This window comes from Streptomyces sp. NPDC005266 (genome assembly GCF_040607655.1).
Taxonomy (GTDB): Bacteria; Actinomycetota; Actinomycetes; order Streptomycetales; family Streptomycetaceae; genus Streptomyces.
Map to the genome: position 1 here is coordinate 291,441 of NZ_JBEXHC010000002.1, position 21,731 is coordinate 313,171.

A 21,731-nucleotide genomic window follows, 5' to 3' on the forward strand; every position below is an offset into this window, starting at 1 on the left:
CCGATCGCGCGGATTCGCGCGGGTGACGAGATACGTCAAAGTCGTCTTGGGAGCAGCAGCTTCTCGGAAGTACACCTGATCTCCATAAGATTTGTCGTAACGTGACAACTTCTGATGGACAAACGGTGCCCACACCGTCCCCTGCTGAGCCATAGTCATCCCTATGGCAAAGAACCGGCAAAGTGCCGGGACCGGAAGGGGTCGGAGTCCTCTATGACGTAGTGGAGGACCCTCGACTCCCTTTCCGGACCGGACGAACCGGAGACGGAGGCAACCTCCATCGGGCCTGACCGACCCCCCAACGGCCAGGCCTCCCCCCGGCAAGAACGAGGTAATGATGGGCGAACTCGTGAACCGCATCTGGTCCCGCCCCCGTGGCGAGTGGACCCGGGTGCTGCGTAATGAACTCCCCTCCGTGGCCGATGAGGTGCTAGAGAACCTCCGCCACAGAATTCCGGGATTCGCCGACCTTCTGGAGGACTCTGAGCGTGACAAGGTCCGTTGGGGAGTCGAACAGGCTCTGCTGACGGCACTGGGCTACCGCAAGCCCGGTGAGGACTGCGCCGGCGAGGCGGCCGCCACTTCCGCCCTCGCCGAGGAGGCGCCCACCGAGGTACCGCCCGAGCGGGCCCGGCGCGAGCTGTTCGAGGCCCTCATCGGTGAGGTGGCGGTCTCCGAGCGGACCCTCAACGAGCTGTCCCGGGCCGCGCGGTGGCCCCTTCCCGAGACGGTCCAGGCCATCGCCCTGCCCACCCCGGGCGAGGCGCCGCAGCTGGCCGCCGTGCTGGGAGACACCCTCATCGGCGCCGTCGGTGACGAGCTGTGCCTGCTGATCCCCGACCCGGACGCGGACTGCGGCCCCGCGCCGGACCCCGCCGCCGACCGGACCCAGGACGGCGAGCGGGACCCGGACCGGGAGGTCCCCGTGGACGCCGGCACCCGCGGCGCACTGGAAACCGCGCTGCGCGGCCGCACCGCCGCCGTCGGCCATGTGGTGCCGCTGAACGACGCGGCGTCCTCGGTGCGCTGGGCGCGGCGCCTGTTGACCCTGGCGCCGGTGCGCACCGGTCCCGAGGCCCGGGTGCTCTTCGTCGACGACCATCTGTCGATGCTGCTGCTCCTGCAGGACGAGTCGCTGCTCCGGGCGCTGGCCTCCCGCTGGCTCCAGCCGCTGGTCGGGCTGACCCCCCGACAGAGCGAGCGCCTGCAGATGACGCTGCTGGCCTGGCTGGAGGGCGGTGGCGCGCCCGAGGCGGCGAAGGCCCTCAAGGTGCATCCGCAGACCGTGCGGTACCGGTTGCGCCAGATAGAGAAGCTTTTCGGGCCGGGCCTGCGGGACCCGCGCATCCGCTTCGAGCTCGAGATGGCGTTGCGCGGACGCAGGCTGATCGCGCAGATGGACCGAATACGGCGTCAGGCGTCGCGGGTGGGCCGCAGGACCCGCACCGGGGCACCCCCCGGTATCCGGCCGCTGGGGATCGCCCGGGAGGCGCGCGTCAACGGACTGTGAGCCGGGCACGCTGAACCGCCGGCCGCGTGCGTCGCGGCCGGCGGTCCCATGTCGGCTGTTGGTCGGCTGCGTGAAGAAGTCACATGAAGAAGGCACCCGTCGGGGCGGCCGGAGTGGATCGGTTCAGCTCCTGGCCCCGGCGGGCGCCGCCGTACGCGAGGCCGTGCGCATCGCGGCGTTGAGCCCCACTAACTCGTTGTACGCATGGGCGCAGAACGCGCACTCGGCCAGATGGCGCGCGAGCCCGTGGCCGCGGACACCGCCGCGCCGTACGGAGGCGCCGATCATGGCGCTGAAGTGGCGGCACCCGTCGGGGCGGCCGGAGTGGATCGGTTCAGCTCCTGGCCCCGGCGGGCGCCGCCGTACGCGAGGCCGTGCGCATCGCGGCGTTGAGCCCCACTAACTCGGTGTACGCATGGGCGCAGAACGCGCACTCGGCCAGATGGCGCGCGAGCCCGTGGCCGCGGACACCGCCGCGCCGTACGGAGGCGCCGATCATGGCGCTGAAGTGGCGGCACCGGTCCGTGTGCGCGGACTCCAGGTGGGCCTGCAGAAACGACTCCCGCAGCCCTTCCCGGGCCCGGAAGGCCAGGGAGGTCACACCGCTGGGGGAGATGCCCAGCACGGCGGCCACCCGGTGCGGGGAGTCGTCCTCGACAAGGGTCAGCCACAGCACGGTCTGCCAGCGCTCGGGCAGCCTGCGGAAGCTGCGGATCAGCATCCTGCGGTCCTCCGTGGTCACCAGATGGTGCTGGGGATCGGCCGCCGGCGCGAGTTGCCGCCAGGACTCGAAGTCGGCCGTGAGCAGGATCTGACGCTCCCCGGAGTGCCATTCGAGCGCGGTGTGGCGCACCACGGTCAGCAGATACGGGCGCCAGGAGCCGCGAGGGCCGCCACCGGCCCGTACGGCCTGGAAGGTGCGGAAGAACGCCTCGGACGCCAGGTCCTCGGCATCGTGCGGGACACGGCAGCGGGTGCGGGCGTAGGCGAGCGTCGCCGGGTGATGGCGGCGGTACAGGATGTCGCCCGCGGCCGGGCTGTGCGTGCCCGACGCATGGCCCTCCACGAGCTGCCGGGTCAGCTCCTGGTCGGAGAGCGGGCCGGCGGTGCCGGGGCGGACCGGTCGGTCGGTATGTCCCGGGCGTGCGGCGGGGTCCGGATGTTCCGCGGCGGGGTGGCCGGCGGCCGCGTCGTCCGCGGCCTCATGGTGCATGGCAGCGCGGCGCGCGCCGGCCTTACGGCCGACGCGCGCCGGGTGGTTGTCCGCCATCAGTTGCACTGCTGGCCGCTGTTGATGCAGTCCACCGCCTTGTTCATCAGGTCTTCCGACATCACGTTGATGAAGTCGTCGTGGTCGGTGATGGGCTTGTGCAGCTGCTCCGGGAAGCCGTCCACCGCGAACGGGGTGTTGGCCGGCACATCGTAGGTGATGGTGTTCACCAGCTGGGGAATGGCCTTGAAGCCGTTGGGGCAGGAGCCGTCCTCATTGGCGAAGGCGACGTGGTCCCGGTGGTTGGCGCTGTCGATGTTCTGGCCGTCCCAGCAGCTCTGGAAGTCGAAGGTACGCGTCACCGAGCTGCCCTCGGGGCAGAGCGGGTACTTGTCCGTCAGCTGCCGGTCCTCGAAGCCGGTGCAGCTCCAGGAGGTGTTGGCGTTCTTGTCGCCGTTGGTGAAGGCCTTGGCGTCACCGGTGATGATCCGCAGGAACTTCGGCATGGCCGTGACCTTGCTCTGCGGGTTGCCCTTGAACTCGATCGTGGAGCTCTTGGGGGTCAGGATCGTGCCTACGTTGCCCTCCTGGCCACCGCCGAGGTCATTGGCGTCCTGCTCGTCCTTGCCGTCCTGGGCGCGGACCACGGGCCAGTAGTAGGTCGACTTGTCGTCGCCGTTCGCGCAGGAGGTACCCCCCTGCTCGAAGGTCTGGTTGTTGGCGAAGGCGTCGTTGCTGTCGCTGCCCACGTAGTCGTGCATGTGGTGGGCGCCGTTGCCCACACCGGGCGCGACGATGACGTTGTCGCTGTTGCGGAGGTTCGGGTCGCCGACGCCGCAGTCCGAGGTGAAGGTGCCGGTGGAGCCGTTGTTCTGTGCCTGCGGAGGCTGCTTGACGTTCGGCTGCACCTTGGTGATGTCGACGAAGTCGTCCTGCGACGGCCCGTTGCCCGCCTGGCCGCCGGCGTTGCCGGGCACGTCGTTGGCGCCCTCGCCGCCCTGCTGGCCGTCCCCCTGCTGGTCGCCGCCCTGCTGGTCGCCTTGCTGTTGGCCGTTGTCGCCCTGCTGCTGGTTGTCGCCCTGCTGGCCGTTGTCGCCCTGCTGGTTGTTGTCGCCCTGCTGCTGGTCGCCGGCCTGCTGGTTGTTCTGGTCCTGCCCGTCGGCGGTGGCGACCTCCTGCCACTTGCAGTCGGCCATTCCCTGCAGCTGCTGGGAGTTGTCGCCGCCCATGGCCGTGCCGATGTTGTCGAGCGTCTGGGAGCGCTGCTGGTTGAGCTTGGAGAGCGTCGCGTCCCTCGCGCCCTGCTGGGAGCCCTGCTCCGAGTTCATCTGCTGGTAGGCCTTGGCCACCTGGTTGTCCAGCTCGGCCAGGTTCTTGTCGACCTCGGGCCGGGCCTTGTCCGGCACGTCGCTCAGCTGCTGCCCCACATCGGGGCACTGGATCGTCCCCGCCTTCGCTGACAGGGTGCTGTTCTGGCCGGAGTCGCTCTTGTCACCATGGGCGGATGCGTTCGCGGCGATGATCGCGGCCCCGCCTCCGCCGAGCGCGAGCGCTGCGACGATGGCGACGGTTTTGTTGGTGAACCGCCCGCGTTTGTGGGTCTGTTGCCTCATAAGATCACTTCACTTAGTCGTTAGAGGGCGTCGTAGTCGACAAGCCCGGTGTCCTCGAGGACCGTGATGTGGTCGAGAACGACGGCATTGGCCCTGGTGGCCAGTGATCTGACCATGGAGTTACGGCTCTCCGCCCGTATCTGTGCGACGAGATTGAACACCTTCCCGTGCGCGGCCCGCAGCCGGTTCGCGAACACCCGCTCGAAATCGGCGCTGCTCTGTGCGCTGTTCATCTCGTTGAGCCAGCCCTGCTGCTGTGCGTTGGGCTGGGTGGGCAGCTGGATCCCGAGCGCCCTGCCGGCCTCCTCGGCCCGCCGGTTGAGCTCGGTGTGCCCCTCGATGAGGTGCTCACCGGCGGTCTTCACCGCGTCCCGGCTGTCGCGCTCCTGAGCCATGCGGCCCGCGGGAAGCTCCCACGTTCCTGCGAGCCTGACCTTGCGGACGAAGTCCCGGTCAGCGGCCGTGAGCGGCCCGTACTGGGTGCTGACCGTCCCGCCACCGTCGTCCGTGACACCGTTGCGCGGCGCCGCGGCGCTGCTCTGACTGAACAGTGACACGGGGATGAGGATGGCCGCGAGTGTCACGGCCAGAGCACCAATGATGAGCCCGGTGCCGATGGTACGGCTGGATGCGTTGGATCTGCTGAGGATTGCTGATCGCACAGCGCCCTCCTTGGTTCGGAGTGACACCGGACGCTAGTACCTCGTGTAGCTCGGTCGTGGAGACCTCATCACTAGTGAATAAAGCGGGGACAGAGATCATTACGGGCTGGTACCCTGCCCGGCCGCACATTTGGGGGCGTCTCAAAAGTTTTTTCCCGCCCGTTGAGCAACTGGCCGCGCCGGTACGTATGGCAGGGAGAACCCGGTGTGCGGGCGGGCCGTCCACGGCCCCCGGCCGCCGGCGACCCGCGAGACGAAAGGGCGCCCGCCATGGCAGTGAGAGCCGGAAACACCAGGCCGACGCCGTCCCTTCGGCAGGTCGGGACGGTCCGGGACATCGGTACCCGACGCGGTCCCTGACCTCCACCCCGGTCCGCCGCCGTCATCCGCTGAGCGTCGGCGTCAGCCGCGAGGGCTGCTCGTACCACTGCAGTTTGTCGCCGAGGACCCGGGCGTCGGGGTGGTTGAGCTCCTTGAGAATGACCAGCGCCTGCCGCCAGACGGTGAGCGCGGTGTCGACGTCGCCCTGGGCGAGATGCGTGTCCCCTATATGGGTGAGCGTGTCGGCCTCCAGGTAGCCGTCGTGGATCTCGCGGTAGATGCCGAGCGCGTGCCGGTAACAGCTGAGGGCGGGCTCGTACCGGCCGAGGTGGTGGTACGCGTACCCCAGGCTGTCCAGCGCGGCGGCCTCGCCGTTGGAATCGCCGATCCGCCGGTGCAGCTCGACCGCCTCCCCGCACTGCGCGAGGGCGTGCTCGTACTCACCGAGCAGGATGTGGGTCCAGCCGATCTCATTGAGCACGCTGGCCTGTCTGCTGAGGTCGGCGGAGGCGCGGTAGTGCTCGAGCGCGGGCTCGTAGTGCTGCAGCGCCTGCCGGTAATGGCCCTCGGTGTTGGCGAGGAACGCCAGGCTGCGCAGGGTACGGGCATGGCCGTCGAAGTCGCCGAGCTCGGTGAACAGCGCCACGGCGCGCCCCAGATGGCGGTACGCCTCCTCGTAGCGGCGCAGCCGGCCCTCGGCGAAACCCAGCGTGCGGTGGGCGTGCGCCTGCCCGATCCGGTCGGACAGCCGCTGGGCCGCGCCGAGCGCGGTGCGCTGGATGGCGGCCTGCTCCTGCCAGTGGCCCCGGCGGTCCAGGAAGAGCTCCAGGGTCACGGCCAACTGCCAGGCGTGCGCCTGGAATCCGGTGTGCAGCGCGTGGTCGATGACCGACAGCAGCACGGGCCGCTCGGCCGTGAGCCATGCCTCGGCCCGCTCCTGCCCGGTGAGCCGCTCGGGCATGGCGTCGGGCCGGGGCGGGGGCAGCGGGATGCGCTCCATGCGCCGCGGGGCGAGCAGGGTGGCGGCCGCGTGCGCGGTCTGCAGATAGTGGTCGAACATACGGTGGCGGGCGTCCCGGTGGGCATCGGCCGGGTCGTGGTCCTCGGCGAGCTCCACCGCGTAGGCATGCAGCAGATCATGGAAGGTGTAGCGGCCCGGAGCGTGCTCGATCAGCAGATGGGCACGGGTCAGTCCGGCCAGCAGCGCCCGGGTCCTGCGGACCGGGAGCCCGGCCAGACTCGCGGCCACCGCCGTGGAGATATCGGGGCCCGGATGCACGGCGAGCAGCCGGAACAGCCGTGCGGCCTCCGGGGGCAGGGCTCGATAGGACCAGGAGAAGACGGTCCGCGCGTCGGTGCTGGGATCGGCGCCCGAGAACGCGTCGAGATTCCCATGGCTCTCGCGTAGCTCCGCCGCGACAGAAGAAAGGGGAAAGGCCGGACGGGTGGCGGCGCGGGCGGCCACCACGGCCAGCGCGAGCGGCAGATGCCCGCACAGCGCGATGATGGTGGCCACGGCCTCCGGCTCCGCGGCGATCCGGTCGGCGCCGAGCCGGCGGACCAGCGCCTCACGGGACTCGGCCGGGGACAGCGGGCCGAGGGTGATCGGACGTGCCCCCTCGGTGGCGATCAGACCATGGAGCTGATTGCGGCTGGTGACAATGGTCAGACAGCCGGGGGAGCCGGGCAGCAGTGGCCGGACATGCTGGGAGTCCACCACATTGTCCAGCAGGATCAGCACCCGCCGCCCCGCCAGCAGACTGCGGTACAGCGCGCTCTGGGCGTCCAGACCGGCCGGTACCCGGCTCGGCGGGACCCCGAGAGCGTGCAGAAAGGACCGCACCGCCTCGTCCGGGGGCATCACCGAACCGGTCGGATCGAAGCCGCGGAGATTGGCGTAGAGCTGACCATCGGGAAAGCGGTGCGCGATCTGATGGGCCCAGTGCACGGCCAGCGTCGTCTTGCCGATCCCGGCCATCCCGTCGATCGCGCTGATCACCACGGGGGTCGGCGACCCTTCCTCGGCGCCTTCGGGGAGCAGATCACGGGTGCGGGCGAGCTCTGCGCACCGGCCGCTGAACGCGGCGAGATCGGGAGGCAGTTGGGCGGGCCGTACGACGGGAACGGGCGGCTCCTGCGGCGGCAGGGGCGGTCGCGGGGGCGGCGGGAACGGGGGGCCGGGCGCGGGCTCCGCGCCCGGCGGGGCGGCCCCGGCGGAGCTTCCGGTGGCCCGGGCGCCCCCGCCGGTACGGGCCTTCGGCGTGGTGGCGGCCGGGACAGGGGCGGGCTGGGGGAGCACCTGGAGGTGGGCGGCGCGCAGTTCGGGGCCGGGCTCGACCCCCAGCTGCTCCGTCAGCCGGTCCCGCACCGTGCCATAGAGCTCCAGCGCCTCGGCCCGCCGGCCGGTGGCGGCGAGCACCAGGATCAGCCTGGCCTGCAGCGTCTCGTCCAGTAGATGGTGGGCGGCGAATGGCTGAAGGGTGGTCAGCAGCCGCTCCGGCGCCCCGGATTCCAGGGCCGCCTCCGCGGCCACCTTGGCCACGGCCAGCAGCTCACCGTCCACCCCGGAGAAGACCGGATGGGCCCGTATGTCCGAGGGGATCCCGGCGGCGGTCGGACCCTGCCACAGGGTGAGGGCCTGGGCGAACAGCTCCGCGGCCTCGTTCGGCGCGTCCGTTCCGGCGGCCTGGCGGGCCGCTTCGCTCACCTGCCGGAATCGCAGCAGATCCAGCGCGTCGGCGTCGGCGTTCAGCCGGTAGCCGCCCGAGCTGCGCACCAGCCGGCTGCCCGCGGCCTTCGCCGGCAGGCCCGGCTCCAGCAGCCGGCGCACCGCCCCGACGTGCCGGTGCACCACATTCACGGCGCTGCTCGGCGGATCCTGCGCCCACAGAACGTCGACGATCTCGCTGAGCGCCACGGGCTGTCCCGCCCGCACCAGCAACAGCGCCAGCAGCGCACGCTGTTTGGGCGGCCCGAGCTCCAGCTCGGCCTCACCCCGCCACGCTCTGACCGGGCCTAACACCGTAAATCGCACAAGTCGGGAGTGTAGTCGAGCGGCCTTTGGCGGTAGCGCTCTTCCAGCCGCCGCCACCGTCAGTCTTTCGGCACTGATTCGGAATCGGGGTCACCCTACGCTCGGGCCACCGACGTCGGGTCGCAACGCCACCGACGTCAGACCGTATTCGCCGCACCGGCCCGCCATTACCGCCGACCCATTGGCACCGGTGCGATCGCAGACCCGGGGGGATCGGACGATGCATACCTGCGCAGCAGCCGTGGTGACCGAGGCGGCGCCAAGACCCCTACGCCGCACCCCTTATCTCTGTGCCGTGCCCGACCTGGAAGCGCCACGCCACGATGCGGCCGAGACCTTTCTGCGGGTGCTCTACGAACGGCACGGCTCCGCGCTGCTCCGCTACGCCGCCCGGATGCTGGGCGGGGACTGGCACCGTGCCGAGGACATCGTGCAGGAGGTGGCCATCCGCGCCTGGCAGCACTGCGCCGACATCGACCCCGCGGACGACAGCGCCCGCCCCTGGCTGTTCACCGTGGTCCGCAATCTGGTGATCGACGGCCATCGGGCCCAGGCGGCGCGGCCCCTGGAGCTCGGCGACGCGCAGCTGCCCCCGATGGCCGCGCCGGACGCGGTCGAGCAGGCGCTCACCGCGCAGGTGGTGATCGAGGCCATGGCGGATCTCGCCCCCTTCCAGCGGGAAGTCCTGCTGCATGTCTACTACCTGGGCCGCACCGTCAATGAGGCGGCGAAGGTGCTGGGGGTGCCGCCCGGAACCGTCAAGTCGCGCACGTACTACGCGATGCGCGCGCTGCGCCGGGCCCTGGCGGCGCGCGGGGTCACCGCCGGCTGACCCGGCTCCCGTCGCGCTCACGTGGATCCGGCCGGCACCGTCTTCGTCACCCTGGCCTCGCTCACCGGCGAACCAGACGCGGCCCCGCTCGGCGGGCTCGCCACCGCCGGGGTGACCGGGCTCGTGGTCACGGTGTACCGGCCGGACGGCGGCCGTACGGAGGTGGACTTCGGCGGGTACCCGACCACTGTTGTCGAGAAGGCCCCTGACGTGACCTGATCACCGGGGGCTGGGAGAGGCGCCGTAGGGGGCGCCGTCCTCGATGGTGCCGCCGAACTTGGCCCGCAGGGTCTCCATGTTCTTCCTCGGTGACGACGACAGCACCCATCTGTTGCCCACCAGATAGACACCGCCGTACATCTGCGCGGTGTCCAGCCAGTCCCGCTCGCCCTTGGCGCTGACGAAGTCCAGAAAGAGGAACTTGCCCTTGGCGGTCTTGCAGACCGCCTGCCGGTAGTCGTCGACCTTCGTGGTGAAGTCGGGCTTGCAGCCGGCGGCCGAGGCCAGTTGCTCGACCCGCGCGGGCTTGGCGACGGGACTCGCGCTCGCGCTCGGGCGGGCGGTGTCCCGTCCGGTCTCGGCCCTGGCGTCCGCCTTCCCGCCCTGGCCACCGCATCCGGCGATGGCCACCAGCGCACACACCGCCGCCGCCACCGGTACCAGACCCGGCCCGCGGGGGCGCGTGGTGCGGTCGTCGGTCGGGACCGGGCGCGGTGCGTCGTTCATGAGCGGTCCTCTCGTGGCGGATCCGGCTGCGACTGCGTACATCACATCCACGGATACGTGGCCGCGCGGCTGATCGTTCACCGCCGGGAGACCGACCACTGACCGCACCGCCGCCGGCCACCGGCGCTGCACCCCTGACGCCGTCGCTCGTCCGACCCTCGTGCGGACACTGCGTGAACGGGGACTCGGACTCGAGGCATCCGGCGGCTGGATGACGTGGTCGAGTGACGCGCTCAAACCCTTGACAGCCCAGGTCGGATGCTGGATTACTGGACCGCGGCCACAGGTAAACCGAATGTTCGGTCGGTTCTGGGAGGCGGTGGAAACCAGGTGGCAGGCTCCATGAACACGGCGGCCGGCCCGGCGGAGGAGATGTTCGCCGCGGACGAGGCGTCGCGCGGTCTGGGCATCGAGCTGCTGGAGACCGGGGACGGCTCTGCGGTGCTCCGGATGTCGGTGACCGCCTCGATGGTCAACGGGCACGGCATCGCCCACGGCGGCTATGTCTTTCTGCTCGCGGACACGGCCTTCGCCTGTGCCTGCAACAGCCATGGCCCGGTGACCGTCGCCGCCGGAGCCGACATCACCTTCGTCGCCCCCGCCCGCGAGGGCGATGTGCTGGTGGCGACGGCGCGGGAGCGGACCCGGTTCGGGCGCAGCGGCATCTATGACGTGACCGTGATGCGCGGCGACGAGGTGATCGCGGAGTTCCGCGGCCGCAGCCGGACCACCTCCGGCCGCCGCACGGAGGAGGGCTCATGACCACCGAGCCGGCGCCCCCGCCCGTGGAGCTGCTCGACGACGCCGAGCGGATGGGCCGTGCGGAGCTGAGGGCGCTTCAGCTGACCCGGCTGCGGGCCACCTTGCGCCATGCGTACGACCACGTGGAGCTGTACCGCAAGAAGTTCCGGGAGGCCGGGGTCGGGCCCCAGGACTGCCGCACCCTGGAGGATCTGGCCCGGTTCCCCTTCACCACCAAGGCCGATCTGCGCGACACCTATCCCTTCGGGATGTTCGCCGTGGAGCAGAGCCAGGTGCGGCGCGTCCATGCCTCCAGCGGCACCACCGGCCGCCCCACCGTCGTCGGCTACACCGAGCACGATCTGTCGGTGTGGGCGGATGTGGTCGCGCGCTCGATCCGCGCGGCGGGCGGGCGGCCCGGCCACAAGGTGCATGTCTCCTACGGCTATGGCCTGTTCACCGGCGGCCTCGGCGCCCACTACGGCGCCGAGCGCCTCGGCTGCACGGTCGTCCCCGCCTCCGGGGGCATGACCGCCCGGCAGGTGCAGATCATCCAGGACTTCAAGCCCGAGATCATCATGATCACGCCCTCCTACCTGCTCACGCTCCTCGACGAGTTCGAGCGCCAGGGCGTCGATCCGCGCTCCACCTCGCTCCGGGTCGGCATCTTCGGCGCCGAGCCCTGGACGGAGGAGATGCGCCGGGAGATCGAGGAGCGCATGGACATCCACGCGGTGGACATCTACGGGCTCTCCGAGGTGATGGGCCCGGGGGTGGCGCAGGAGTGCGTGGAGACCAAGGACGGTCTGCATGTGTGGGAGGACCACTTCTACCCGGAGATCGTCGACCCGGTCACGGACGCGGTGCTGCCCGACGGAGAGGAGGGGGAGCTGGCCTTCACCACCCTCACCAAGGAGGCGCTGCCTGTCATCCGTTACCGCACCCGCGATCTGACCCGGCTGCTGCCCGGCACCGCCCGGCCCGCCTTCCGGCGCATCCAGAAGATCACCGGCCGCTGCGACGACATGCTCATCGTGCGCGGGGTGAATGTCTTCCCCAGCCAGATCGAGGAGATCGTGCTGCGGGTCCCGGCCGTTGCCCCGCACTTCCAGCTCGAACTGACCCGGCGCGGCCGGATGGACCACATGGCCGTACGGGTCGAGGCGCGCCCGGGGGCCACCGGCGAGCAGCGCGAGGCCGCCGCCGAGGCGATCGCCAGGGGCATCAAGGACGCGGTGGGGCTGACGGTGGAGGTGGCGGTCGTGGACCCGGAGACGGTGGAGCGCTCCGTCGGCAAGATCCGCCGGGTGAAGGATCTGCGCGACAAGGGATGAGGGGGCCGCTCACCGGCGGCTTTGCCCTCTGGGGCTGAGCACCGCCAAGGGCCTCGGCACCCCCACGGCCTGGAGCACCGCCGCGCCCGCCCCGGGCCTCCGGGGCGGGCGCGGCGGGCTGTTCGCGCTCAGAAGTGGGCGGACAGCCGCGCCCCGCACACGGTCGCCTGCGCCCGCGCGGCGACCGTGCGCCGGTCGTCGACCCCGGCCATGGGCAGCAGAGGCGGATGCGCGGTCACCCGTACGGTGAGCCCGCGGGCGCTGATCACCCGGCGCAGCGAGGTGCCGAAGTCGTCCTCGCCGACGAAGGCGGCCACGGTGGTCGGGACGCCGTGCTGGACGTAGTCCAAGGTCACCGGCCGGATCGGCGCGCCCGCGTCGAGCGCCGCCTGGAAGGTCGCCCGCCGGAAGCTGCCTCCGGTGCCGGCGCACCAGGTGATGCCCTGCGGGAAGACCGTCACCGAGCGGCCCTCGCGCAGCCGGTCGGCCATCCTCTCCACGGTCCGCGGCAGTTCGCGCAGACTCTCGCGGTCGATGAACATCGTGCCCGCGCGCTTGGCCAGCGGGCCGACCACCGGCCAGCCCCCGACCTCCCGCTTGGCGAGCATGATCACTGGCTCGACGGCCAGCAGGGCGATGATGTCGAGCCAGGAGATGTGGTTGGCGACGATGAGCGTGCCGGTTCCACCCGGAGCGCTCAGCGGTCCGTCGCCCGTCGGCTCCAGCCGGATGCCCAGCGCGTCCAGCAGGGCCACGGCCCGCGAGCGCAGCGTCCCAGGCTCGGCGATCCGCTCCCCGCTCCTGAGCGCGCTCACGATCGCCCGGCCGAACGACGCGTAGCGCCGGGCGATCGTGGTGGCGGGGACACGGGTGGCGGCGTGGGTGGCACAGTTGGGGCCGCACGGGGACCAGGCGGCCCAGGCATGCGCCGGCAGGTTCGCGTTCACCGGCAGGGTCACCGGGACTCACCCAGGAAATAGCGGCGGTAGCGGTCGTTCATCCGCTCGGTGTCCAGCAGCACGAAGAAGTCGGCGTCGTCGAAGGCCCGGTCGTGCTGCGGGGATCCGCACAGCCAGGCGCCGACCCGCAGATAGCCGCGGAGCAGCGGCGGCAGCTGGGCGTAGTCGGGCTTCGCGTCCAGTGTCCGGCTCGGTATCCAGGGGTCGTGGGGGTGGACCCGCAGCTCGGGCGGGGCGGCGTGCTTGGTGGTGCCGAGCAGCCAGGCGTTGGCCGCGGCCTGTTCGCCGTCGGCCAGCGGCACCGAGGCGCAGCCCGCGAGATAGCGGTGGCCGGAGAGCAGGACATAGCGCGCCAGACCGGCCCACATGAGGTTGATGACCGCGCCCGAGCGGTGGTCGGCGTGCACACAGGCCCGGCCCGCCTCGACCATGGAGGAGCGGACCTCCGCCGGGAGGCCGCGCAGATCGAACTCGGTGTCCGAGTAGAGCCGCTCGCTGCGCCCCGGGGGGAGTAGCCGGTAGGTGCCGACCACGGTTCCCGTCGCCGTGTCCGTGACGATCAGATGGTCCATGACCTCGTCGAACTCGTCCACGTCACGGCCGGAGACGGCCGAGTCCAGCCGGCCTCCCCGCTCCTCGCCGAACACCCGGTAGCGCAGCCGCTGCGCGGCGTGGATCTGCTCCTCGGTGTGGGCGATGGAGGTGACGTAGGAACTGGTGGACGCCGATACCGAGGACGTCGTGAGCACGGGCATTCCTGTTCTCCGTTCGGGGGAAGTCAGGAGCGGTGGGGACTGGGCACAGCGGAGGAGACGCCTCACTCACCTGGACGATGCGCGGAGGCGTGCGCATGCCCGGCTTGCCTCAGTCTTGCCGTGGCGGCGAACGTCACAGTGTCCGTGTGGTGATTCGGCGGCTGCCAGCCGATGACGAACACATGCCGCCGGTCAGCGCGCTGTCACGGAGCGCCCGTGCCGGTGCCCGTGGCCGAGCCGGTGCCGCGGACCGGGAAACCCAGGGACCGGGCCGCGGCGGCGGGGGTGGGCTGGGACCAGTAGTCGGTGACGGCCTGCGCGGAGGAGAGGGAGCGGGTCTCGGCCAGGTCGAGATAGAGGACGCCGTCGAGATGGTCGGTCTCGTGCTGAACGATCCGGGCGGGCCAGCCGGTGAACTCCTCGTCGATGTCCCGCCCGGTCTCGTCCTGTCCGCGCAGCCGGATCCGCTGCGGGCGGCTGACCACGGCCTGCCAGCCGGGGACGCTCAGGCACCCCTCGAAGAACGCCGCCCGGTCCTCGCCGACCGGCTCGTACGACGGGTTGACCAGCACCCGGTAGGGGAGCGGTACCCGGCCGCGCGCCTCCCGCACCTCGGCCGCCACCTCGGCCGGGTCCTCGATCACGGCAAGCCGCAGCGGCACCCCGATCTGCGGGGCGGCCAGGCCCACTCCGGGGGCGGAGTGCATTGTCTCGCGCATCGCCCCCAGCAACCGGTCCAACTGCTCCGCGGTGAGCTGGCCCTCGTACGGCAGGGCCGGGCGGCGCAGAACCGGGACGCCCGCGGGGATGATCGGCAGCGGTCGGGTGCCGGCGAGCAGTTCCTCGACGAGTTCGGACAAGGTCGTGGTCGGCATGGGGACAGCGTGGCAAGTCGATCAGGCCGGGGCAATCCGCGGGGGCGGGCGGTCTCTCCCCTTGGGCACGGCGGGGCGGCAGGCTTTTGGCGTTGTTCGCCGTTTTCGTCTGCAATGCGTGGGGTACCCGCTCGGGCCTGACAGCGGAGGTGTCCCAGTGCCTGGACGCGAAGAGCTTCCCTCAACCCTGGAGCGCTCGCCCGAGGACGCACAGCGCACCTGGATCAAGGCCCATGACTCGGCCGTCGAGCAGTACGGCGAGGGGGAGCGCGCCCACCGCGTGGCCTACGGGGCTCTCAAGCACAGTTACGAGAAGGTCGGCGACCACTGGGAGCGCAAGGAGAAGGGGCGCAAAGGGCCCTCCGACCCCCGGTCGGCCCGGCCACGGCAGGCCGGCGGCCGCACCGGCGAGGGCGTCGACGAGCAAGCGACCAAGCAGCATCTGTACGACGTCGCCAAACGGCTCGGCGTCGAAGGCCGCTCGCGGATGAGCCGGCCGGAGTTGCTGGACGCCATCCGCAAGCGCAACCGCGCGCGCACCCGGCAAGCCCGGGAGGAGGAAGGATGAGTACCCACGACGAATTGCCGCTGCCCGGCTACGACCATCTTCCGCTCAGCGCCCTGCAGCACCGTATCCGTCCCCTGAACGCCGATGATCTGCGCCGGCTGCTGGAGTACGAGCGTGCGCACGCCGACCGGCTCCCGGTCATCGAGGTGCTCACGGCGCGTCTGCGGCAGCTGGAGAGCGGTGCCGCGCCCTCGCCGGGCGAGCCGGCTACCGGGCCGATCCCCGAGGCGCCCTCTCCCCCGCGCGGCGGTTCGCCGGTGACCCCGCAGACCTCGGCCGAGCCGAGTCCCCCTCCGCGCCACGGCCATCCCGACCACCCGGGCCAGTCGAAGTGACCCCACCCGGGAGGCGGTACCTCAGCGCCCGCCCTCGCCCTGCTCCGCCCGCGCCTCCGGCAGCAGCTTGCGGATGTCGCTCGGCAGCACCCCGTACAGCTTCTCCATCAGCTCCGGGGCCACGGCGGAGTCCAGCACCTCGAAGAAGGCGCTCGCCTCCCGCAGTGCCTCCTCCTCGGAGCTCTCGATACGCCAGGCGATCCGGCCCGCGAAGCCGGTGAGATCGAACCGCTCGCCGTGGTCGCGCCGGTACGCCCGTTCCTCGGGCGAGCCCTCGTGGGACTCGGCGACCCGGCGGAGGGGCTCCGCCGCCTCGGTCGGCAGCTGGGCGGCCATATGGGCCGCCAGTCCGTCCGGAATCCGCTCGGCGAGGGTTTCGAGCGTCGCGCGCACGGTCCGCTCGGCGGACTGCCGGTCGGGCAGCTGTGCGCGGGCCTGGACCAGGCCTGTCAGTTCTTCGTAGCGCATGATCGGGGCCCCCTTGGTCGATTGCCCGGCTCATCGCCGGGTGCCCAGCGCCGTGGCCCCGAACCGCGTCGGACCGTCCGCGTCACCGTTGCGGGGCGCGGGAGGCCAGCAGCGGACCCAGAACCCGGGTGCCCGGGCCGACGTGACCGCCGGGGCCCGGGAGCTGGGTGGTGTTGTGCACCGTCAGGGGGTCGCCGCAGTGCGCGCACGCGCAGACCGCGGTGGTGTCCCGGCCGCAGGTGAGGTGGTGGAGCGTGGCCAGCGGCCCCGCGGTGCCGGAGTACCAGCGGTCGCCCCAGTTCATCAGCGCGAGCAGCACGGGGTGCTGCGGCCCGGTGGAGTGCTGGTCTACGACACCGTCAACCGCACCCTGCTCTCCCGGCTGATCTACCTCGGCGCCTTCCAGCGCCTCCCGATGACCCGGATCATGCCCGCCGGCCGCTATGCGGCGGCCCGCCTGCGCACCCCCGCCGAACTGGCCGCCGCACTGGACCGGCAGGGCCTGCGCCACGAGGACACCTGCGCCTTCAAGCCCAAGGACCCGCGCAGCCTGGTCAAGGCCACCATGGCGCGCCGGCGCGGGCGGATCGGCGATGAGCAGATCCCGCCCGTCGTCCGCTTCGTCCTCGCCCCGGACGCCAAGCCGCAGGTCACCTATCTCGGATACGCCCGCAAGGGCTGAGCCCGGGCGCCGGTCCGGCCGCCCCGGAGGACACTGGGCACTGTGACCGAGAAACGCAGCGCCGGAATCCTGCTCTTCCGCGGTATGGGCACCGACCTCGAAGTGCTGCTCGCCCACATGGGCGGCCCCTACTGGGCCGCGAAGGACGAGCACGCGTGGAGCGTGCCCAAGGGTGAGTACGAGCCGGACGAGGACCCGGTGGATGCCGCGCGCCGGGAGTTCCAGGAGGAGCTCGGGCTGCCGGTGCCCGACGGGGAGCTCCTGCCGCTCGGGTCCGTACGGCAGACCGGCGGCAAGCTCGTCACCGTCTGGGCACTGGAGGGCGATCTCGACCCGGAGCGGGTCACTCCGGGCACCTTCGCGATGGAGTGGCCGTCGGGATCCGGCCGGATACAGGAGTTCCCCGAGGTGGACCGGGCCGCCTGGTTCGATCGCGACACTGCCCGGAAGAAGATCGTCGCGAAGCAGGAGCCCTTCCTGGAGCGGCTCGATGAGCTGGTGAACGGGGCGGAGCGCCAGAAGAACGGCTAGCGCTCACGGCGCCCGGTGCGCGGCTACCGTGAAGAGGAGGGCCGTGCGGGATGCCGCGCTGAACGCGCTGAAGCCGACGGAGGCACGGTGGGCATGGAGAGCGCGAGGAGTGCCGAGGACCTGCCCCGGCTGCGCCTGGACGAGCTGCTGGAAGAACTGCGGGTACGCATCGACGCGGTGCGCGGCACCCAGGACCGGGTGCACAGCCTGCTGGAAGCGGTCTTCTCGGTCGGCCGGGAGCTGGATCTCTCCCATGTGCTGCGGCGGATCGTCGAGGCCGCCGTGGTGCTTGTGGACGCCGAGTACGGGGCCCTGGGGGTGATCGGCGACGATCAGCGGCTGGCCGCGTTCCTGCCGGTGGGCGTCGGCGAGGAGCAGAGCGGGGCGATCGGCTCGCTGCCGTCCGGCCACGGCATCCTCGGCGAACTGATCCGCCACCCCGAACCACTGCGCCTGGCCGAGCTCTCGGAACATCCGGCGTCCTACGGCTTTCCGCCGAACCACCCGCCGATGCACTCCTTCCTCGGGGTGCCCATCCGGGTGCGGGACGAGGTGTTCGGCAATCTCTATCTGACCGAGAAGCGCGGCGGCAAGGAGTTCGACGGCGAGGACGAGACGGTGCTGGCCACCCTGGCCGTGGCCGCCGGAGTGGCCATCGAGAACGCCCGGCTGTACGAGGAGACCCGCCACCGCCAGCGCTGGCTGGAGGCGAACGCCGAGGTCACCAAGAGCCTGCTGTCCGGCGTCGACGAGACGAGGGTGCTGGAGCTCATCGTCGAGCACGCCCGCCGGATCCTCCGTGCCGACCTGGGCGTGCTGATGCTGCCCGTCACCGGCTCCGACGCCCTGGAGGTCCGGCTCGCCGCGGGGACTGACGCGGAGGCCCACCGCGGTCTGGTGCTGCCCTGCCGCGGCACGTTCGCCGGGGCCGCCTTCACCGGCTCCGAGCCGGTCACCAGCACCGATGTCGCCAACGACCCAAGGATCACCGACGGGCCCCAGCGCTGGGACGGCCTCGGCCCGGCCGTCGCGGTGCCGATGCGCACCAGCGACGGGGTGGGCGGGGTGCTGTCGCTGGCCCGTGCGGTGACCAGCCCCGCCTTCACCCAGATCGAGACCGACACCCTGCTCGGCTTCGCGGGCCAGGCGGCGATCGCGATGAAGCTGGCCGAGCGGCGGCGCGACGCCGAGCAGCTCGCGCTGCTCGAGGACCGCGACCGGATCGCCCGGGATCTGCACGATCTGGCCATCCAGCGGCTCTTCGCCGCCGGGATGACGCTGCAGAGCACGATGCGCTTCGTCCAGCATCCGGAGGGCTCCGAGCGGCTGCTGCGGGTGGTGGACGACCTGGACGACACCATCAAGATCATCCGTTCGACGATCTTCGGGCTGCGGTCGCACGAGGCGGGCCCCGCCGTCCAGGGCCTGCGCGTCCGCACGGCCAAGACCATCGAGGAGGCCGTGACCACGCTCGGCTTCACCCCTTCGCTGCGGACCGAGGGGCTGGTCGACACCGATGTGCCCCGCCCCGTCGCCGATGACATGGTCGCGGTCCTGGCGGAGGCGCTGTCGAACGTCGCCCGCCACGCCCACGCCGACGCCGCGGAGATCTCCCTGGTCGTGGCCTCCGGCCGGCTCACCCTGACCGTTACCGACGACGGCGTGGGCATCCCGCAGGGCGGCCGGCGCAGCGGGCTGCGGAATCTGGCCGAACGTGCCGAAAAGCTCGGCGGCGAGCTGGTCCTCGGCGCACCGGCGGGCGGCGGCACCCGTCTGGTGTGGGACGTCCCGCTGCCGGACCGATAGCCCGCCCCGGCGCGCCCAGCGCGGAGGGCCGCATCCGGTCTCGGGAGCGGCGGGCCCTGCCTCCTCAGGTGGCCAGGCCGTCCTCCAGCACCTCGTGTGCCCGGTTGCGCGGGGTGGCCGGCCCCATGGGCCCGTGGCCGAGGCGGATCAGCATCTGAACATGGCCGGGAGCCCGGCGGCCGTCGCCGAGCGCCCACCGCAGATCGGACCACTCCAGCGCCTGGTGCAGCAGCGAGGCCCGTACCGTGCGCGAGGTCGCCAGCAGCAGCACATGCTCCAGCGCCTGCCCGGCCCGCAGCCAGTCGGCGCGCCGGTCCTGGCTCGTGACCAGCACGGCGAGGGTCGGCTCGCTCTCGAACACGGCGGTCGGCGGAGGGCCACCGTGGTGCCCGTTGGGCCCATGGAAGTCGCGCAGCGGCAGCCGCCCGCCGGCGTCGCGCGGGCCGAGGGCGGCGCCGGGGATTCCGTACGGACCGGCCTCGCGGATCCAGCCGCGGGTCTCGGCGACCCGGCGCGGATCGCGGGCGTTGCGCTCCTCCGCCTCGGCGGTCAGCCGCAGCAGCCGCGCGGTCTCCTCGGGGTCCGCCGCGTACAGCGTCGCCCCGTCCGCGCGCGCGGCGTCGGCGAGCTCGGCCAGCACCGCCGTCGGCAGCCGGTGCTCGGAGAAGGGGGACCGGTTGCTGTGCCGTCGCCAGATCAAGTCGTACAGATCCTCGTGGTGCCCGGCGCCGGCGCGCAGTGCCGGGCACAGCCGCACGGTGGCCAGCAGATCCGGCTGGGCGCGGTACGGCAGCAGCCGGACCACGGGGTCCCAGCCGAAGTGGGCCACGGCGACGCGCAGATTGAACACGGCGGCCCCGGCGGACACGCTCAGCGCCCGCCCCATGGGGTCGGTCCACCGCAGCCCCCGCTCCGGGGCCGCCCGGACCTCCAGGGTGAGGGTGTCGGGGTCCAGCCGGTACCGCCAGGGCTGGGTGTTGTGCAGGGACGGGGCGGCCGCGGCCGCGGAGAGCAGTTTCTCCAGGACCGCCGCGTCGAGTGGTGCGGGCTGCATGGTCTTCTCCTCGCCGGTGGGCGCCGGTGGGCGGCGGTGGGCGCGGGCGGTTCCCCACGCACTCAGCGTGCGGCGCGGCACCCGGGACGGGCAGGGGCCGTTGGTCCCGGGGGAGGGCCCGGACGGCACGTGCGTAGCACGGGCGGATGCCGTCAGGGGTGCGGGGCCGGTCGCACCGCGCGCTCGTCCGTGGCGTGCGGTTCCGAGTGGGTCGCCAGCACCGCCGCCTGGATGCGGCGTTCGACCCCGAGCTTGGCCAGCAGCCGGGAGATATGGTTCTTGACCGTCTTCTCGGACAGATAGAGCCGCTTGCCGATCTGCCGGTTGGTCAGCCCCTCGCCGATCAGCGCCAGGATCTCCCGCTCGCGCGGGGACAACCCGGCCAGCACCTCGTCCCGGGGCTCCTGCGGGGCGGTGTCACCGCGCAGGGTGCTCATCAGCCGGGCGGTGGTGGCCGGGTCGAGCATCGACTGGCCGGACGCGACGGTGCGCACCGCGGAGACGAGGTCCGACCCCTTGATCTGCTTGAGGACATAGCCGGCCGCCCCGGCCATGATCGCGTCCAGCAGGGCATCGTCGTCGTCGAACGAGGTGAGCATCAGACAGGCGAGACCGGGCAGCCGGGAGCGCAGCTCACGGCAGACCGTGATGCCGTCCCCGTCCGGCAGCCGCACGTCCAGGATGGCGACGTCGGGCCGCAACGCGGGGCCCCGGGCCAGTGCGTGGTCGACCGTGCCGGCGTCGCCGACCACCTCGATGTCCGGTTCGGCGTCCAGGAGATCAAACAGCCCGCGCCGGACGACCTCGTGGTCGTCGAGCAGAAACACCCTGATGGGTGCCGGTGTCGCCCGTGTTTCCCGTGTCTCGGTCATGGTGGCGCCCCTCGCACCTCGTCGGCTTTCTCTTCGCCCGTCGCCCGGCCCCCGCACAGGATCGTGGCGCACCCGCCGACACCGCACCAGGGCCGAACGGACCCCTGCGAGGCGGCGAGGGGACCGAAAGGCCCCCGGCACAGGGGGCTGCCCGGCCCTCGTGCCCCGGCTCCCGGACGTGCGACGGTCGCGGCATGGGCACGGAAGTGCGGGGGCGGTGGATGTGGCGGTGGCGGCGCAATCCGCTCAGACGCCGCTCGGACGTGATCGAGGCGTGGGCCGTGCTGGTCGCGGGCCTGGTGATGGCGGTCGGCGGCCCGGTGGCGGGGGTGGCCGCGGGCACCGCCGTGGACGAGGCCCTGCGCCAGGAGCGCGTCGACCGGCACCGGGTGCCCGGGGTGCTGAAGGAGGACGCCCCCACCACGACGCCCGCCGCCGACGGCGCGACCACCGCCCGGGTCAGCGCGATCGTCCGGTGGACCGGCCCCGATGGCGCCGTCCACACCGGAACGGCCCGGGTCCAGGAGGGGAAGAAGGCCGGTGACGCGACGGTGGTCTGGACCGACGGACGGGGCAGTCCCGTCCAGCAGCCGCCCACCGCGGAGCAGATCGCGACCCGGTCCGTGCTGGCCGGTGCGTCGGCGGCGGCGGGCGTGGGCGCGGTGTCGCTGGCCGGGCGCGGGATCGTGCGGTGGCGGCTGGACCGCAACCGTACGCAGGAGTGGGGGCGGGCCTGGGCCGAGGTCGGACCGCGCTGGAGCCGCCGGCACAACACCTGAGCCGCCGCCGGAGCGCCGGCGGGCCTGGGCCGAGGTGGGACCGCGCTGGATGCGCCGGCACAAC

24 protein-coding genes and 1 pseudogene are annotated in these 21,731 nt (G+C 72.1%); 12 read left to right on the forward strand and 13 right to left on the reverse strand.

What is annotated here, in order from left to right; genetic code table 11:
* Positions 1 to 334: 334 nt before the first annotated feature.
* Positions 335 to 1,510 (forward strand): helix-turn-helix domain-containing protein, encoded by a 1,176-nt coding sequence (locus tag ABZU99_RS04940; RefSeq protein WP_356045609.1) that lies wholly within the window; start codon positions 335 to 337, stop codon positions 1,508 to 1,510.
* 123 nt (positions 1,511 to 1,633) lie between these two features.
* On the opposite strand, the gene ABZU99_RS04945 is transcribed toward ABZU99_RS04940, so the two are convergent.
* The 5 genes from ABZU99_RS04945 to ABZU99_RS04965 all read right to left on the reverse strand — a co-directional run bounded on the left by ABZU99_RS04945 (position 1,634) and on the right by ABZU99_RS04965 (position 8,350).
* The gene (locus ABZU99_RS04945) at positions 1,634 to 1,798 is read right to left on the reverse strand and encodes a hypothetical protein (protein WP_355947700.1); all 165 of its coding nucleotides are present in this window, start codon (positions 1,796 to 1,798) and stop codon (positions 1,634 to 1,636) included.
* A 46-nt stretch (positions 1,799 to 1,844) separates the two neighbouring features.
* Positions 1,845 to 2,780 (reverse strand): sigma-70 family RNA polymerase sigma factor, encoded by a 936-nt coding sequence (locus tag ABZU99_RS04950; RefSeq protein WP_356045607.1) that lies wholly within the window; start codon positions 2,778 to 2,780, stop codon positions 1,845 to 1,847.
* Positions 2,780 to 4,333, reverse strand: coding sequence for a DUF1996 domain-containing protein (locus tag ABZU99_RS04955; RefSeq protein WP_356045605.1), 1,554 nt, complete (start codon positions 4,331 to 4,333; stop codon positions 2,780 to 2,782). Before ABZU99_RS04955 ends, ABZU99_RS04950 begins: the two co-directional genes overlap by 1 nt.
* 20 nt (positions 4,334 to 4,353) lie before the next feature.
* Positions 4,354 to 4,995 (reverse strand): DUF4142 domain-containing protein, encoded by a 642-nt coding sequence (locus ABZU99_RS04960; RefSeq protein WP_355947708.1) that lies wholly within the window; start codon positions 4,993 to 4,995, stop codon positions 4,354 to 4,356.
* 382 nt (positions 4,996 to 5,377) lie between these two features.
* Complete coding sequence (locus tag ABZU99_RS04965; protein ID WP_356045603.1) at positions 5,378 to 8,350, reverse strand: BTAD domain-containing putative transcriptional regulator; 2,973 nt, start codon at positions 8,348 to 8,350, stop codon at positions 5,378 to 5,380.
* Positions 8,351 to 8,645: 295 nt separating this feature from the next.
* On the opposite strand from ABZU99_RS04965, the gene ABZU99_RS04970 reads away from it, so the two are divergent.
* Positions 8,646 to 9,182 carry a sigma-70 family RNA polymerase sigma factor gene (locus tag ABZU99_RS04970; protein ID WP_356045601.1) on the forward strand — a complete coding sequence of 179 codons (537 nt, stop codon included), beginning with the start codon at positions 8,646 to 8,648 and terminating at the stop codon, positions 9,180 to 9,182.
* Positions 9,183 to 9,203: 21 nt separating this feature from the next.
* Positions 9,204 to 9,401, forward strand: a complete 198-nt coding sequence (locus ABZU99_RS04975) for a hypothetical protein (protein ID WP_356045599.1) — start codon at positions 9,204 to 9,206, stop codon at positions 9,399 to 9,401.
* On the opposite strand, the gene ABZU99_RS04980 is transcribed toward ABZU99_RS04975, so the two are convergent.
* Positions 9,402 to 9,908 carry a hypothetical protein gene (locus tag ABZU99_RS04980; protein ID WP_356045598.1) on the reverse strand — a complete coding sequence of 169 codons (507 nt, stop codon included), beginning with the start codon at positions 9,906 to 9,908 and terminating at the stop codon, positions 9,402 to 9,404.
* A 100-nt stretch (positions 9,909 to 10,008) separates the two neighbouring features.
* Here ABZU99_RS04980 and ABZU99_RS04985 point away from each other — a divergent pair.
* From ABZU99_RS04985 to paaK, 3 genes and pseudogenes are all read left to right on the forward strand, one after another.
* Positions 10,009 to 10,104, forward strand: a pseudogene (locus tag ABZU99_RS04985) (MerR family transcriptional regulator); the annotation flags it as partial.
* Positions 10,105 to 10,250: 146 nt separating this feature from the next.
* A complete protein-coding gene (paaI, locus tag ABZU99_RS04990) occupies positions 10,251 to 10,670 on the forward strand; it encodes a hydroxyphenylacetyl-CoA thioesterase PaaI (protein WP_356045596.1) in 420 nt (139 codons plus the stop codon).
* Positions 10,667 to 11,983, forward strand: a complete 1,317-nt coding sequence (gene paaK / locus ABZU99_RS04995; protein WP_356045594.1) for a phenylacetate--CoA ligase PaaK — start codon at positions 10,667 to 10,669, stop codon at positions 11,981 to 11,983. The genes paaI and paaK overlap by 4 nt, the downstream gene beginning before the upstream one ends.
* A gap of 128 nt (positions 11,984 to 12,111) precedes the next feature.
* Here the strand turns inward: paaK and ABZU99_RS05000 are convergent, their stop codons facing one another.
* The 3 genes from ABZU99_RS05000 to ABZU99_RS05010 all read right to left on the reverse strand — a co-directional run bounded on the left by ABZU99_RS05000 (position 12,112) and on the right by ABZU99_RS05010 (position 14,572).
* Positions 12,112 to 12,942: a lysophospholipid acyltransferase family protein gene (locus ABZU99_RS05000; RefSeq protein ID WP_355947728.1), complete on the reverse strand. Its 831-nt coding sequence runs from the start codon at positions 12,940 to 12,942 to the stop codon at positions 12,112 to 12,114.
* The gene (locus tag ABZU99_RS05005; RefSeq protein ID WP_355947731.1) at positions 12,939 to 13,697 is read right to left on the reverse strand and encodes a GNAT family N-acyltransferase; all 759 of its coding nucleotides are present in this window, start codon (positions 13,695 to 13,697) and stop codon (positions 12,939 to 12,941) included. The genes ABZU99_RS05000 and ABZU99_RS05005 overlap by 4 nt, the downstream gene beginning before the upstream one ends.
* Before the next feature lie 203 nt (positions 13,698 to 13,900).
* Positions 13,901 to 14,572, reverse strand: a complete 672-nt coding sequence (locus tag ABZU99_RS05010) for a peptide deformylase (protein ID WP_355947734.1) — start codon at positions 14,570 to 14,572, stop codon at positions 13,901 to 13,903.
* Positions 14,573 to 14,729: 157 nt separating this feature from the next.
* Between ABZU99_RS05010 and ABZU99_RS05015 the strand changes: the two genes are divergently transcribed.
* Both ABZU99_RS05015 and ABZU99_RS05020 read left to right on the forward strand, forming a co-directional pair.
* Positions 14,730 to 15,140, forward strand: a complete 411-nt coding sequence (locus ABZU99_RS05015) for a ChaB family protein (RefSeq protein WP_355947737.1) — start codon at positions 14,730 to 14,732, stop codon at positions 15,138 to 15,140.
* Complete coding sequence (locus ABZU99_RS05020) at positions 15,137 to 15,475, forward strand: hypothetical protein (RefSeq protein WP_355947739.1); 339 nt, start codon at positions 15,137 to 15,139, stop codon at positions 15,473 to 15,475. Before ABZU99_RS05015 ends, ABZU99_RS05020 begins: the two co-directional genes overlap by 4 nt.
* Before the next feature lie 21 nt (positions 15,476 to 15,496).
* Here the strand turns inward: ABZU99_RS05020 and ABZU99_RS05025 are convergent, their stop codons facing one another.
* Both ABZU99_RS05025 and ABZU99_RS05030 read right to left on the reverse strand, forming a co-directional pair.
* Positions 15,497 to 15,943, reverse strand: coding sequence for a DUF2267 domain-containing protein (locus ABZU99_RS05025; protein WP_355947741.1), 447 nt, complete (start codon positions 15,941 to 15,943; stop codon positions 15,497 to 15,499).
* Between the two features lie 82 nt (positions 15,944 to 16,025).
* On the reverse strand, positions 16,026 to 16,262 hold the full coding sequence (locus tag ABZU99_RS05030) for a hypothetical protein (RefSeq protein ID WP_356045590.1): 237 nt from the start codon (positions 16,260 to 16,262) through the stop codon (positions 16,026 to 16,028).
* A gap of 3 nt (positions 16,263 to 16,265) precedes the next feature.
* Between ABZU99_RS05030 and ABZU99_RS05035 the strand changes: the two genes are divergently transcribed.
* From ABZU99_RS05035 to ABZU99_RS05045, 3 genes are all read left to right on the forward strand, one after another.
* Positions 16,266 to 16,625: a hypothetical protein gene (locus tag ABZU99_RS05035; RefSeq protein ID WP_356045588.1), complete on the forward strand. Its 360-nt coding sequence runs from the start codon at positions 16,266 to 16,268 to the stop codon at positions 16,623 to 16,625.
* Between the two features lie 42 nt (positions 16,626 to 16,667).
* Positions 16,668 to 17,156: an NUDIX domain-containing protein gene (locus ABZU99_RS05040; RefSeq protein WP_356045586.1), complete on the forward strand. Its 489-nt coding sequence runs from the start codon at positions 16,668 to 16,670 to the stop codon at positions 17,154 to 17,156.
* A 93-nt stretch (positions 17,157 to 17,249) separates the two neighbouring features.
* A complete protein-coding gene (locus tag ABZU99_RS05045; RefSeq protein WP_355947750.1) occupies positions 17,250 to 18,962 on the forward strand; it encodes a GAF domain-containing protein in 1,713 nt (570 codons plus the stop codon).
* A gap of 64 nt (positions 18,963 to 19,026) precedes the next feature.
* On the opposite strand, the gene ABZU99_RS05050 is transcribed toward ABZU99_RS05045, so the two are convergent.
* Entirely contained in the window at positions 19,027 to 20,016 is a 990-nt protein-coding gene (locus tag ABZU99_RS05050; RefSeq protein ID WP_356045584.1) for a hypothetical protein, read from the reverse strand.
* 152 nt (positions 20,017 to 20,168) lie between these two features.
* Positions 20,169 to 20,888 (reverse strand): response regulator transcription factor, encoded by a 720-nt coding sequence (locus ABZU99_RS05055; protein ID WP_355947756.1) that lies wholly within the window; start codon positions 20,886 to 20,888, stop codon positions 20,169 to 20,171.
* Between the two features lie 194 nt (positions 20,889 to 21,082).
* Between ABZU99_RS05055 and ABZU99_RS05060 the strand changes: the two genes are divergently transcribed.
* Positions 21,083 to 21,667 (forward strand): hypothetical protein, encoded by a 585-nt coding sequence (locus ABZU99_RS05060; protein WP_356045582.1) that lies wholly within the window; start codon positions 21,083 to 21,085, stop codon positions 21,665 to 21,667.
* Positions 21,668 to 21,731: the final 64 nt, after the last annotated feature.